Source organism: Hyphomicrobium sulfonivorans, from assembly GCF_013306565.1.
Taxonomy (GTDB): Bacteria; Pseudomonadota; Alphaproteobacteria; order Rhizobiales; family Hyphomicrobiaceae; genus Hyphomicrobium_A; species Hyphomicrobium_A sulfonivorans.
The window spans coordinates 468577-481651 of the sequence record NZ_PZPO01000004.1; the positions used below are offsets into that span (position 1 = coordinate 468577).

The window sequence follows — 13075 nt, forward strand, 5'->3', positions numbered from 1 at the left end:
AGAACTGCTAGGAAGGCTGCGGCGCCAGCAGACTGGCCCAGTGCCTCCCGCACCATCCCAATTATCACCACCGCCTTGGGTGCGGCGGCCAAATAGGCTAATTCTCAGCCGGGCAACATCGCACCGAACCATTCAGGAGAACCATCACCATGGCCATGGACGCCGGAGAGATTGAGCGCCTCATCAAGGCCCGCTTCCCCGACGCACAGGTCGAGATCCGCGATCTCGCGGGCGACGGCGACCATTACGCTGCCCATGTTGTAACAGCCGAATTCAAGGGCAAATCGCGCGTGCAGCAGCACCAGCTGGTCTATGAGGCGTTGGGCGGTCGCATGGGCGGCGAGCTTCACGCCCTGGCCCTCACCACGGGCACACCCTAGCTTTTGTTTTCAGCCCGGCGACTGCCTTTAGGGCAGCCGGCCGCCGGGCTGGAACTTGGGGGCCGGTGTACTCCGGCGAGGCACTCCGGGCAGCCGCCAAGCGCTGAGCCACCCCGCCCTGTGCACTATTCATGCCCCGCTCGGATCTCATTTTCCGGCCTAGCGGCCGGCGCCCCGCTGGGGAGTCGTCAGGCCGAAACAAAAGAGCCTGGCGGCCGGCTTCCCGGAGGGAAGAGCTAAAAAACGCTCCTCCCGGCTCAAATCGCATCTACCCAGCCCGGCGGCCGGCTCTGCGCAGCAGAGTCGCCGGGCTCAATCAACATTGACTTCCCCGCGCCAATCCACACATTGCGCTTTAGAAGCGGCGCGCTGATGTTGGTCAATCGCCGCACCGAACTCGATCAAATGGAATTGTCACGATGAGCACCCCCCAGCAGGACGTTGAAGACTGGATCCGCAAGACGATCGCCGCGAACGACGTCGTGCTGTTCATGAAGGGCAACAAGAACATGCCCCAGTGCGGTTTCTCGGCTCAGGTGGACCACATCCTGCGCGCGCTGAACGTCGACTTCAAGGACGTCAACGTGATGCAGGACATGTCGATCCGCGAGGGCATCAAGACGTTCTCGAACTGGCCGACGATCCCGCAGCTCTACGTGAAGGGCGAGTTTATCGGCGGTTGCGATATCGTCCGTGAGATGCTGCAGGCGGGCGAACTGACGGCGTTGTTCGACGACAAGGGCGTCGCCTACGACGCAAGCAAGCTGACGGCTTAGAGATTTCACTTTTGCGCTTGGCGACTGCGCGCTGCACAGGCGGCCGCCATGCGCGCAACACGTCGGATCGAACAAGAAGGGCGCCCACGTGGCCCCTTCTTGTTTTCGGTCAGCAGGATGTGTGCTCCACATTTGTTCCACGACTGAATAATCACCTCGTGAGCCCGCCATTCACGCGCATTAATCCAAACAACTCCGCACACAAACGGGAACAAGTCCCGCCGCGTGACTGCGCAGTATCACTGCACACATCATCCTTCAGACGACTGCAAAACTGTCGTTGACAACGCGTTGGCCAATCATATCCATGGCCCGTTTTGCGTAGAAATCGGCGCCAGGAGACGCATATGAAGCGTACGACCGCCACGCTTGTGGCAGCTATTGCCGGAACACTAATCGCAGCAGGAATGACCAGTGCAATCCCCGCGTTCGCAGCGGACGACGACAAGCACTGGTACTTTGACGTCGAAAACGACTCTAACGGTACGGTGAACGAGTTCCGCACGCAGGAAGACGGCGAGTGGAGCGAGAACTGGCTGTCGAACCGCCTTGAGCCCGGCGACAAGATCAAGCTCGACTTCGAGACGGATGAAGGCCAGTGCGAGGTGCGCACGCAAATTCATCTCACCGATGGAACGTATTTCGATGCGCCCGTCGACTACTGCAAGGCCAAGACCCTCGTCATTCAGAACAACACGCTGCGCTGGAAATAGCGTTCTTTGCGCTTGGCGACTGCGCTCCGCACAGCCGGCCGCCAAGCGCGGGAATGGGCGAGTTCAGCGCTCTCAGACGCAAAAGCCAGAATATCGATGATCTACGGCTCCGACAGCGTAATATCTCATCTCGCAGCCTTTGAACGTACGGGAGCGATACTCGCGCAGAAGAAGGCGGCGAATGCCTTTGCGATTTTAGTGCTTGCGATGCGGAGGGACTCCGGATCGATCAAAGCCACGGCAACCGAAGACGAACTCATGACAATTCTATTCGGCACGCGCAAATTTGAAGGTTAAGCACCACACCTTCGATTTTGTAGTAGCTAGCTGCGTTGCACTCGTTTGCGGCCCCACTTTTGCCGCCTGTGAGCCTTTGAGTAAGCTACCGCCGCCTTGAAGCCGCCGCCCGGCAAAGGGCGCGCGACGAAGCGGGCGTGGCAGCGGCACGGAAAACTGACGAGGGAACGGCAAAAATGCGCATCGGTGGCCGGCGCTTCCTGTTGAGCTTGGCCATCATCGGCGCCGCCGTATGCCTCGCCCTCGGCATGACGCTGCCAATCCTGCGGCTCACCAAGTTCATCTTCTGGACCAGCGAATATTCGCTGCTTTCCACCGTCGGCGTGCTGGTGCAGCAGGGGCAGACGTTCCTTGCCACCGTGGTGTTCGTATTCTCGATCCTGTTCCCGGTGGTGAAGCTGCTTTATCTGCTGCTGATCTCCACCCTGCCCGCCGCCGAACTGCGCCGCCATTCCCGCCGTCTGAAAGCCATCGAGTGGGTCGGCAAATGGTCGATGCACGATGTGCTGGTGCTGGCGCTGACGATCTTCTTCCTGAAAAGTCAGGGCATCTACGACGCCGCCAGCCTGCCCGCCGTCTACTTTTTCACCGCCGGCGTCGCGCTGATGATCCTGTCCTATGCGTGGTTGAAAACCGACGTCAGCTATGCCGCCGGACAACCGCCGCCGCTGGAAATGCCGCGCCAGCTTTCGGCCATGCGCAACTTCCTGCTCAGCTTCCTCATCATCCTGGCGACGGTATTCTTCGCCCTCGGCATCATCCTGCCGGTGATCCGCTTCACCACCGTCTATGTGTGGACCAACGAGCACTCGATCGCGACCATCATCTGGGCGCTGTATGAGAACAGCGAATACTTCCTGTGCGCGGTGGTGTTCGCGGTGTCGATCTTCTTCCCGTTCCTGAAGCTGTTCTATCTGCTGACGTTGGTGACATCGCCGGATCTTTCGCCGGAGTTCCGCCGCCGCTCATTCTCGACCATGGAATGGCTGGGCCGCTATTCGATGACTGACGTGATGGTGCTGGCGCTGATGATCTTCTACGTCAATTCGTCCGGCTACACGGAAGCGGTGGTGATGCCGGGCGTCTACTTCTTTGCGGCCTCCGCCATCATCACCATGCTGGCCTATGGCTGGGCCAACACCGTGCCGCCGCGCGGCAGGGCAACGGATGCGGCTGCTGCGCTAGCAGCGGCCGATGCCTCACCGGGCGATCCAGTTGCCACGCCATCAAGCGGCGCGCGTCCATCCGGTTCCGCTTCGCCTGAGATTGCATCAGCGCACGCGATACAGCCCGCAACCACAGCGCCCACAAATGCTGCCGGTCAGGTCGTTACACTGCCCACCAACCCCGGACGCCGCTATCACCCAACCACCGAACCGGCGGAATAACAACGAAACTTGAACTGCGTTCAATTCGGTACCGTTCTTTGACATCGGAATTTGTAATTCGTACCAATGGGTTGCAGCGAAGAGTGTTCCCCGCATGCGCGGGGCTGAACCCGAAGAGATGCTGCCGTGATTTCGAGGGGTGATGTGTTCCCCGCACGCGCGGGGCTGAACCGTACGGTCAGCAGTTCGCCGTGCCGACCGAGCCGTGTTCCCCGCACGCGCGGGGCTGAACCCTCTTTCGCCTCGATAGCGCGCAACAGCGTCTGGTGTTCCCCGCACGCGCGGGGCTGAACCGAGCCCCACGCGGGGGCGGTGTGGGGCTACTTGGTGTTCCCCGCACGCCCGGGGCTGAACCGCACGAGGGCGGCACGCCGGTCTGGAGTTCGGCGTGTTCCTCGCATGCGCGGGGCTGAACCGCATCGAAGCGCAGGAGGCGCACGCAGCATGAAGTGTTCCCCGCACGCGCGGGGCTGAACCGTTCATCGTCACCGATTACGCAGCCGCTCTCGCGTGTTCCCCGCACGCGCGGGGCTGAACCGCTCGGCTTACCTGTCATTGCGGCGAATGAAACGTGTTCCCCGCACACGCGGGGTTGAACCGATTCCACTCAGACGTGGAGCGGTCGGGGTCACGTGTTCCCCGCACGCGCGGGGCTATCTCCCGGTGCGAGCTGACGCACCGACCACAGGCTGCCCCTCTCGCGAATCTCAGCTACATTCGCAACCGGCGTCGCCTGCGCCTCCCCCCTCCAATCGGGAAAGCACACTGCATGCAGGGCATTTTGCAAAATCGCGAACCGACCTGTCGGGCCTTGCATAAGGAGGGATTGCTCGAACTGCCCGCTACAGGAGGTTTTCGACGTGTCCCTCTCCGCTCCGATCTACGTGCTCAAGCGCAAGGCAAAGCAGCTCAGTCGCGCCAGCAACATCCCGCTTCACGACGCGCTCGATAGAATAGCCGTCCAGGAAGGCTTCACGCGCTGGAGCCTGCTTGCAGCGCATGCAGCGTCGGTCACTACGGCGGCAAAGCTGTTTGCGCGTCTGACAGCCGGAGATCTGCTGCTCATCGGCGCCCGCCCCGGCCAGGGCAAGACGTTGCTGAGCCTGCAACTCGCCGTCGAAGCCATGCAAGCGGGCAGGCGTAGCGCTTATTTCACGCTTGAGTACGGCGAGCGCGAAGTTGCCTCCCGGTTCAACGCGCTTGGCGTCACGTCCGAAGCCTATCGCAATCTTTTCACTCTCGACTGTTCCGACGCCATCAGTGCTGACCACATCATCCTACGTCTGATGGATGCGCCAGCGGGCACGCTTGTCGTCGTCGATTATCTGCAGATTCTGGATCAGGATCGCTCAAAGCCACCGCTTGCCGCACAAGTGCAGGCGTTGCGTACGTTCGCACGCGAGCGCGGATTGCTGTTTGTATTCGTCTCGCAGATCGATCGCTCTTTCGATCCCGACGTGAAGCCGTGTCCGGACGTCGGTGACGTTCGCCTTCCCAACCCGCTCGACCTGTCGCTGTTTTCCAAGACGTGCTTCCTGCACGGCGACACGGTTTGCTTCACCTAGCGCTGGCGACTCCGCTGCACCCATCCGCGTTGGCGGCCGGCTTCGCGTCGCTCTTCCGCGTTGGCGGCCGGCTCCGCGCAGGCGGAGTCGCCAATGCGCAGAAAAAAGCAAACAAAAAAGGCCCCCGAAACCGGGGGCCTTTTGAAATCTGTTTGCGCGTAGTGCGCACCGATTAACGCGAGTAGAACGCACCCGTTAGCGCGAGTAGAACTCGACCACCAGGTTCGGTTCCATGTGCACCGGATACGGCACATCCGACAGGGTCGGAACGCGCACGTACTTGGCGGTCATACGGCCGTGATCGACTTCCAGATAATCCGGCGTGTCGCGCTCGGCGCTCTTGACGGCTTCCAGAACCATCGGCAGCTGACGCGACTTCTCGCGCACTTCAACAACGTCGCCAACCTTGACGCGATAGCTCGAAACCGTCACGCGGCGGCCGTTGACCAGCACGTGGCCATGGCTGACGAACTGGCGGGCGGCGAACACGGTCGGCACGAACTTGGCGCGATAGACAACGGCATCCAGACGGCGCTCCAGCAGGCCGATGATGAGCTCGGAAGTCGAACCCTTCATGCGCGAAGCTTCAACGTAGATCTTGTGGAACTGGCGCTCGTTGAGGTTCGCGTAGTAGCCCTTCAGCTTCTGCTTCGCCTTGAGCTGCTGACCGTAGTCGGACAGCTTCTGCATGCGACGCTCGCCATGCTGGCCAGGACGCGACTCACGGCGGTTGATCGGGCTCTTCGGACGGCCCCAGATGTTCTCGCCAAGGCGGCGATCGATCTTGTACTTGGCGCGAATGCGCTTGGTCATGTAACAGCACTCCAGCGGGTTGCTTGATGTGGCTTGGAGCGCCCCCTCCTCTGCACTCACGGCCTCCGATCAGGAAGCCTTAGAGCGCCGACAGGCAGCCCCGAAAGGCCGCCACAGGTGCGCAATGAAAAACACGGGCCCGATAGTCTGGCCCGCGTCAACCGGCTTGATACAGACAGGCGACGGCCCCGTCAACCGTCTGCGCCGGAAAAGACAAAGAGAAAAGGCAAGAGAATCAGGGCCGGCAGCAGGATATCGCCGCCGTTAGCTAAGCGGCGCGCCCCCAGGACGCGCCGTATTACTAATTATTCAGCGGTGGTCTTGGGAACGACCGTGGTAGAGCCCGTCGCCGCAGCACTGCCGCCGGTGGCCGGCTTGTCGCTGGATGCCAAGGCCGGGCCAGACTTCACATAGGCCGCGATCATTTCCTTGACCTTTTCCTTCTGCTCAGCGGAGCAGGTCTGGTTGTTCTTCTGGGCTTCTTCAGCGACCACGACTTCCTTGTCGGTGCCCTCGCCTTCACCCTTCTCGACCAGCTTGATGCGGCCCGTCAGCAGCATAACAACGGTGAGGTGAAGCTGGTTGATGTAGACGATCTGCTGCGGCGACCAGCGCTTGGAATCCAGGTGGCGGCGCATCAGCGAATTGTGATTATCGCCCTGCTCCTTGGCCAGACCGCAGGCCTGCGCATGGGCCGACAGACGGCCGGCGCGGATCACTTCGCGCGCAACCTCAAGCGGAACCTGCACTTCATCGCGCTTGGACTTGTCGATCAGGATCGTCTCACCGTTCGGCTTGGTGAAGCGCTCCGGTGTGAGGGTCCAGGAATACTCCATGAACGTGCGCGTGGCCTTCTCGCTCAATTCCTGAGCGCTGGCGGGGGCCGACAACATTGCGGGAGCAACGGCTGCCATGCATACCAAACCCCTCCCCGCCCATTTCATGATCCGCATCTCAAAAACCGTCCCTGCTTATCTTGTTTACTTTTGGCCGCCGCCAATATGCGGTCGGCAGCAGTAATCCGCCCACTCTAGGCGCATCGCTCATCTCAAAACTTGGCCTAATAATGGCGGTCAGTTTGACCCCCTGCGGGCATCTCCCTTGCCTTTCGACAGAGTTGCAACAATGCCACGCAACGTGCGCACCTCCTGCTCGGTGGCCCCCATGCGGGTAAACATCGTGCGGATATTACGCTCGACCGTCGCACGTTTATGCGGCGGATTGAAGAACCCCATCCGCTCCAATTCCCGCTCTAAATGGGCAAAAAAGCCGAACAGTTCGTCCTTTGTGGCTGCACGGTCGCGACCGAGGTTGAGCCCCGTCTCCAGCGGCTTCTCATAGGTTGTAACGCGTCCCAAACTCTGGGCGCCGCTGCCCCGCATCCACTCATAGCCGAGGATCAGCACCGCCTGCGCGAGGTTGAGAGAGGCGAAACGAGAATTTACCGGAATCATAATAAGTGCGTCAGCGTTTGCTACTTCCGATGTCTCAAGCCCGGATCGCTCGCGCCCAAATAGAATTCCGCAGCGTTCTCCAGCCGCGATTCGGCGGCGCATCTCCTCGATGGCTTCCAGCGGCGTCATCACCGGCTTGCGCAGGTCGCGCTGCCGCGCCGTCGTGGCGGCCAGCCAGTTGACGTCGGCGATGGCGCTGTCGAGCCCGTCATGGCTCACCGCATCGTCGATGATGTAGTTGGCGCCCGATGCTGCCACGCGCGCCTTTTCGTTGGGCCAGCCATCGCGCGGCGCCACCAGCCGCAGATCATCGAGGCCGAAGTTCGCCATCGCGCGCGCCACCATGCCGACGTTATCGGCAAGTTGTGGCTCCATCAGAATGACCGAAGGCGTTTCACCCGCACCGGCAAAAGCACTGCCCTGCACGTTGGCACGCCGGATGCCGTGGCGCAGCTTGCGCAGCACGCGCCGGGCCCAGAACCAGTATTCCTCGCCGGCCCAGCTCCGTTCCAGCGTCTCAAGGTTTGGCGTATGCAGGACACGCTCACCTTGCCCCACCAGCTTGACCGCGCCATCACCGACCACAATCTCGGCCTGCCGCGCGATGAACGTGTCGAGGCTGTCGATGCCTTCCGATTCGGTACGCCGGCGGCAGCCGGGACAGGTTGCGCCATCCGTCTCACAGCGCAATTCGGCGCAATAGGTCAGCAGCGGCTCCAGCGTGTCGCGGTCGAGCCCCGGCATGCCGAGCTCAGCCAGCCCTACGTCGATCGTGCGTTCATGGCAGACCTGCACGACATCGCTCAACGGCCGCCCGCTATCGCCGACCATTGGCACAGGGTGGCCTTGCGGGCCGTTCGTGATAGTAACCGTGGGACTCAAAGGGACGCCTTTGTTCTCTTGTTGCGGCGCAGCACTAACGATATGGTGCCGCGCTTAATTCCCAGCCCCGCACTCTATTCGAGGCCCCTATGCAGAAGATCAAGGTAACTGGAACCGTCGTCGAACTCGACGGCGACGAGATGACCCGCATCATCTGGAAGCTTATCAAAGACAAGCTCATCCATCCCTACCTCGACCTGCCGCTCGAATACTACGACCTCTCGATCCAGAATCGCGACGCGACCAACGATCAGGTCACGGTCGACGCCGCCAACGCCATCAAGAAGCACGGCGTGGGCGTGAAGTGCGCGACCATCACGCCTGATGAGGCGCGCGTCAAAGAGTTCAACCTGAAGGAAATGTGGAAAAGCCCCAACGGCACCATCCGCAACATCCTTGGCGGCGTCATTTTCCGCGAACCGATCATCTGCGGCAACGTCCCGCGCCTCGTGCCCGGCTGGACGCAGCCCATCGTTATTGGCCGTCACGCATTCGGCGATCAGTATCGCGCCACCGATTTCCGCTTCCCCGGCAAGGGCACGCTGACGATCAAGTTTGTCGGCGAAGATGGCGAGACGATCGAGCGCGAAGTCTACAAGTCGCCGGGCTCGGGCGTCGCGATGGCGATGTTCAATCTCGACGATTCCATTCGCGAGTTCGCGCGCGCCACGTTCAACTACGCGCTGAACCGCAACTATCCGGCCTATCTCTCGACCAAGAACACGATCCTCAAATCCTACGACGGCCGCTTCAAGGATCTGTTCCAGGAGGTGTTCGACGCCGAGTTCAAGGCCGAGTTCGACAAGCGCAAGCTGTGGTACGAGCACCGCCTCATCGACGACATGGTCGCCTCGGCGCTCAAGTGGTCCGGCGGCTACGTGTGGGCATGCAAGAACTACGACGGCGACGTGCAGTCCGACATCGTCGCGCAGGGCTTCGGCTCGCTCGGCCTGATGACCAGCGTGCTGATGACTCCCGACGGCAAGACCGTCGAAGCAGAAGCCGCGCACGGCACCGTCACCCGGCATTATCGCGAGCACGAGAAGGGCAAGGAAACTTCGACCAACTCCATCGCGTCGATCTTCGCCTGGTCGCGCGCCCTCGCCCATCGCGCCAAGCTGGATGACAACGCGGAGCTGGCAAAGTTCGCCGCCTCGCTTGAGAAAGTGTGCATCCGCACCGTCGAGTCCGGTTACATGACCAAGGATCTCGCGCTGCTGGTCGGCGACCGCCAGAACTGGCTTTCAACCACCGGCTTCCTCGACAAGGTCGACGAGATTTTGAAGGTTGAGATGGGCGTTACCGCCTGATCGACGCCCGGCACATCGCGCGATCAACTAAATAAAAAAAGCGGTCCGAACCATTGGCGTTCGGACCGCTTTTTTTTATTTGCATCGGCGGCTCCCTGCGGGGAGCCAGTCGCCGGTGCCGCGCAGGGGTGTCGCCGACATCATCCTAGAATCGCCAGCGGCCGGCTCTGCGAAGCAAGATTCTGCCGCCCCTATCGGCCGGGTCTTCAGTGATCTCAACGGATCAAAGAGGTTCACCCACTCAGGGTTTATGCACTCGATGAGACGCAGACACAGATCTTGCGCACATGCCCGATCATCTCTGGACGAAGATCATTCAGCAACCGATGAACCGTCTGAACTGCCGTGGATCCCGACCTGCGTAGGAAAGACGTTGTGCGGAAGACCGTGTAGCAGTGGGTTAGCACGCACCAATCAGCACTCGGCGGCCGGCTCCGCGAAGCGGAGTCGCCGAGTGCCAAAAAAGCGTCACCACCTTACGCCGAGGCGAGCACAGCCTCGATCGCCTCCAGCGCAGCGCCGGCCTTGGCGCCATCCGGGCCACCGGCCTGCGCCATGTCCGGACGGCCGCCACCGCCCTTGCCGCCCAGCGCTTCTGCTCCGGCCTTGACCAGATCGACAGCGCTCAGCGACGCGGTGAGATCGGCCGTAACGCCAACCGCAAGTCCGGCCTTGCCGTCTTCCGTGACGCCAACGATAGCGACGACACCTGAACCGACCTGCTTCTTGCCCTCATCGATCAGCCCGCGCAGATCCTTCGGATTGAGCCCCTGCACCGTGCGCGCCAGCAGCTTCACCTTGCCGACATCGCGCACCGCATCACCAGCCCCCTGCGCGCCACCACTGCCACCGCTCAACGCAAGCTGCTTCTTGGCTTCCGCCAATTGACGCTCAAGCTGCTTGCGCTCATCGACCAGCGCCTTCACGCGCTCGGCCACATCTTCCGGCCGCACGTGCAGCGCCGACGCAATTTCGCGCACGCGCGCTTCATGCTCGGACAGATAACCGCGCGCGGCATCGGCCGTCAGCGCCTCGATGCGGCGAACGCCCGCCGCGCTGCCGCTTTCGGCAACGATCTTGACGAGGCCGATGTCGCCGGTGCGCTTCACATGCGTGCCGCCGCACAGCTCCACCGACCACGCCTTGTTGGCGTTCGGGCCGGCATCGCCCATCGCGACCACGCGGACTTCATCACCGTACTTCTCGCCGAACAGCGCCATCGCGCCGGACTGCATGGCATCTTCCAGCGCCGTCAGCCGCGTTTCAACGGGTGAGTTCTGCAGCACGATGGCGTTGGCGCGCGCTTCCACTTCAGCGAGTTCTGCTTCGGCCATCGGCTTGGTGTGCGAGAAGTCAAACCGCAGCCGACCCGGCGAAACCATCGATCCCTTCTGCGCCACATGCGATCCCAGCACCTGACGCAACGCTTCATGCAGAAGGTGCGTCGCAGAGTGATTGGCGCGTGTGGCCGAGCGCTTGTCGTGATCGACCGTCAGATCGACCGTCTCACCGGTCTTGAAGCTGCCCGCTTCCATCTTGCCGATATGCACGAACACGCCGCCGGCCTTTTTGAGCGTATCGGTGACGCGGAACAGCGCGCCCTGCGGACCGGCGATGACGCCAACGTCGCCGACCTGACCGCCGGATTCGCCATAGAACGGCGTCTGGTTGACGATGACCGCACCTTCGTCGCCTGCGCCTAGCGCAGCAGCGGCCTTGCCGTCCTTCACTAGCGCAACGATCTCGCCCGCAGCCTGCTCAGTGTCATAGCCGAGGAACTCGGTGGCGCCGGTCTTCTCGGCGATCTCGAACCAGATCGATTCCGTTGCCGCCTCGCCCGAGCCCTTCCACGCCTTGCGCGCTTCAGCCTTCTGGCGCTGCATCGCGGTTTCAAAGCCCTTCGTGTCGACGCTGATCGAGCGGGCGCGCAGAGCGTCCTCGGTCAGGTCGAGCGGGAAGCCGAAAGTGTCGTAGAGCTTGAACGCGGTTTCGCCCGAAAGCACGTCGCCCGCGTTGAGTTCGGACGTCGCGTCGCCGAGCAGCCCGAGGCCCTTCTCAAGCGTTCTCTTGAAGCGCTTTTCTTCCAGCAGCAACGTTTCGGCAATCAGCGGCTGAGCACGCTGCAGCTCATGATAGGTGTCGCCCATCTCATGCACGAGCGAGGGCACCAGACGATGCATCAACGGTTCCTGCGCGCCGAGCAGGTGCGCGTGACGCATGGCGCGGCGCATGATGCGGCGGAGCACGTAGCCGCGGCCTTCATTTGACGGCAGCACGCCATCGGCAATGAGAAAGCTCGATGCGCGCAGGTGATCGGCGATCACGCGGTGCGAAGCGCGATTCTCACCCGTCGCGGGCACACCGGTTGCCTGCACCGAAGCGGCGATCAGCGCCTTGAACAGATCGATGTCGTAGTTGTCGGTGACGCCCTGCAACACCGCAGCAACGCGCTCCAGACCCATGCCGGTATCGACCGACTGCTTCGGCAGCGGGATGCGCTCGCCGCCCGGCAGTTGCTCGAACTGCATGAAGACGAGGTTCCAGATTTCGACGAAACGGTCGCCGTCCTGATCGGGCGAGCCGGGCGGGCCGCCGAAAATGTGCTCGCCGTGGTCGTAGAAAATTTCCGAGCACGGGCCGCACGGACCGGTGTCGCCCATCTGCCAGAAGTTATCGTTGGTGGGGATGCGGATGATCTTCTCATCGGCAAAGCCCGTCACCTTCTTCCAGATGTCGAAGGCTTCGTCGTCGGTGTGATAGACGGTGATGGTCAGGCGCTTGGGATCAAGCGCGAAGTCCTTCGTCAGCAGCTCCCACGCCAGCGGGATCGCATCGGCCTTGAAGTAATCGCCGAACGAGAAGTTGCCGAGCATCTCGAAAAACGTGTGATGGCGCGCGGTATAGCCGACATTATCGAGGTCGTTGTGCTTGCCGCCCGCGCGCACGCACTTCTGCGACGACGCCGCGCGCACATAGGGGCGCGTCTCCTGGCCGGTGAACACGTTCTTGAACTGCACCATGCCCGCGTTGGTGAACATCAACGTCGGATCGTTGCGCGGCACCAGCGGCGACGAGGGCACCGCCTCATGGCCGTTGCGGGTGAAGAAGTCGAGAAACGCGCGGCGGATGTCGTTGGCGGAGGCCATGGGTCGCTTTCGAAATTGAGCTTGCAGCGTGCGCCCCCAGCGTCTGCGACGGGGCGCCGATATTCCGGCCTATCCGTCGCGGATCGGAAGGCTCAATGTCAAGCGGCTAAGCTGCGGTCCGGGATGTCGCACCCACAATCGAGGTGGCCATTCCCAACCTTCAGTACCACTGAGGGCGCTCGGCATCTGCTACGGGGCACCGATGCCCTCATGGCACGAGCAGGCGCCGACGAGGTTCGCGCACCCTCAGCGCCCGGCACCATGCCGACACGCCGAACCGAGATTGCGCCTTCCTCCCCTTCTGCACCCGACCGCTGCACCCTGTGATCCGACTGGAAGCCGCCGGCGGGC

11 protein-coding genes are annotated in these 13075 nt (G+C 62.1%); 7 read left to right on the top strand and 4 right to left on the bottom strand.

The genetic code is table 11. The annotated features are described in order from the left end of the window. Positions 1–149 precede the first annotated feature (149 nt). The 6 genes from C6Y62_RS10465 to C6Y62_RS10490 all read left to right on the top strand — a co-directional run bounded on the left by C6Y62_RS10465 (position 150) and on the right by C6Y62_RS10490 (position 5119). Positions 150–380, top strand: coding sequence for a BolA family protein (locus C6Y62_RS10465; protein WP_173953858.1), 231 nt, complete (start codon positions 150–152; stop codon positions 378–380). A 419-nt stretch (positions 381–799) separates the two neighbouring features. Next, positions 800–1156: a Grx4 family monothiol glutaredoxin gene (gene grxD, locus C6Y62_RS10470; RefSeq protein ID WP_068464569.1), complete on the top strand. Its 357-nt coding sequence runs from the start codon at positions 800–802 to the stop codon at positions 1154–1156. A gap of 347 nt (positions 1157–1503) precedes the next feature. Further along, entirely contained in the window at positions 1504–1869 is a 366-nt protein-coding gene (locus C6Y62_RS10475; protein ID WP_068464571.1) for a hypothetical protein, read from the top strand. Between the two features lie 96 nt (positions 1870–1965). Further along, the gene (locus tag C6Y62_RS10480; RefSeq protein WP_173953859.1) at positions 1966–2166 is read left to right on the top strand and encodes a hypothetical protein; all 201 of its coding nucleotides are present in this window, start codon (positions 1966–1968) and stop codon (positions 2164–2166) included. A gap of 176 nt (positions 2167–2342) precedes the next feature. Beyond that, a complete protein-coding gene (locus C6Y62_RS10485) occupies positions 2343–3554 on the top strand; it encodes a paraquat-inducible protein A (RefSeq protein WP_173953860.1) in 1212 nt (403 codons plus the stop codon). 860 nt (positions 3555–4414) lie between these two features. Beyond that, a complete protein-coding gene (locus C6Y62_RS10490; RefSeq protein WP_173953861.1) occupies positions 4415–5119 on the top strand; it encodes a DNA helicase in 705 nt (234 codons plus the stop codon). A 195-nt stretch (positions 5120–5314) separates the two neighbouring features. Here C6Y62_RS10490 and rpsD read toward each other — a convergent pair whose 3' ends face one another. From rpsD to C6Y62_RS10505, 3 genes are all read right to left on the bottom strand, one after another. Further along, positions 5315–5932 carry a 30S ribosomal protein S4 gene (rpsD, locus tag C6Y62_RS10495; protein ID WP_068464582.1) on the bottom strand — a complete coding sequence of 206 codons (618 nt, stop codon included), beginning with the start codon at positions 5930–5932 and terminating at the stop codon, positions 5315–5317. A gap of 305 nt (positions 5933–6237) precedes the next feature. After that, positions 6238–6846, bottom strand: a complete 609-nt coding sequence (locus C6Y62_RS10500) for a hypothetical protein (protein WP_173953862.1) — start codon at positions 6844–6846, stop codon at positions 6238–6240. Positions 6847–7005: 159 nt separating this feature from the next. After that, entirely contained in the window at positions 7006–8217 is a 1212-nt protein-coding gene (locus C6Y62_RS10505) for an RNA methyltransferase (protein WP_173953863.1), read from the bottom strand. 140 nt (positions 8218–8357) lie between these two features. Between C6Y62_RS10505 and C6Y62_RS10510 the strand changes: the two genes are divergently transcribed. After that, positions 8358–9578 carry an NADP-dependent isocitrate dehydrogenase gene (locus tag C6Y62_RS10510; RefSeq protein WP_173953864.1) on the top strand — a complete coding sequence of 407 codons (1221 nt, stop codon included), beginning with the start codon at positions 8358–8360 and terminating at the stop codon, positions 9576–9578. A gap of 476 nt (positions 9579–10054) precedes the next feature. Here C6Y62_RS10510 and alaS read toward each other — a convergent pair whose 3' ends face one another. Then, on the bottom strand, positions 10055–12724 hold the full coding sequence (gene alaS, locus C6Y62_RS10515) for an alanine--tRNA ligase (protein ID WP_173953865.1): 2670 nt from the start codon (positions 12722–12724) through the stop codon (positions 10055–10057). Between the last annotated feature and the right edge of the window lie 351 nt (positions 12725–13075).

Bases quoted from the DNA above. Each gene is read 5' to 3' on its own strand.
- rpsD (WP_068464582.1), bottom strand. From the start codon at position 5,932: ATGACCAAGCGCATTCGCGCCAAGTACAAGATCGATCGCCGCCTTGGC.
- C6Y62_RS10510 (WP_173953864.1), top strand. From the start codon at position 8,358: ATGCAGAAGATCAAGGTAACTGGAACCGTCGTCGAACTCGACGGCGAC.
- C6Y62_RS10500 (WP_173953862.1), bottom strand. From the start codon at position 6,846: ATGGCAGCCGTTGCTCCCGCAATGTTGTCGGCCCCCGCCAGCGCTCAG.
- C6Y62_RS10465 (WP_173953858.1), top strand. From the start codon at position 150: ATGGCCATGGACGCCGGAGAGATTGAGCGCCTCATCAAGGCCCGCTTC.
- C6Y62_RS10475 (WP_068464571.1), top strand. From the start codon at position 1,504: ATGAAGCGTACGACCGCCACGCTTGTGGCAGCTATTGCCGGAACACTA.
- C6Y62_RS10480 (WP_173953859.1), top strand. From the start codon at position 1,966: ATGATCTACGGCTCCGACAGCGTAATATCTCATCTCGCAGCCTTTGAA.
- C6Y62_RS10485 (WP_173953860.1), top strand. From the start codon at position 2,343: ATGCGCATCGGTGGCCGGCGCTTCCTGTTGAGCTTGGCCATCATCGGC.
- C6Y62_RS10505 (WP_173953863.1), bottom strand. From the start codon at position 8,217: ATGGTCGGCGATAGCGGGCGGCCGTTGAGCGATGTCGTGCAGGTCTGC.
- alaS (WP_173953865.1), bottom strand. From the start codon at position 12,724: ATGGCCTCCGCCAACGACATCCGCCGCGCGTTTCTCGACTTCTTCACC.
- grxD (WP_068464569.1), top strand. From the start codon at position 800: ATGAGCACCCCCCAGCAGGACGTTGAAGACTGGATCCGCAAGACGATC.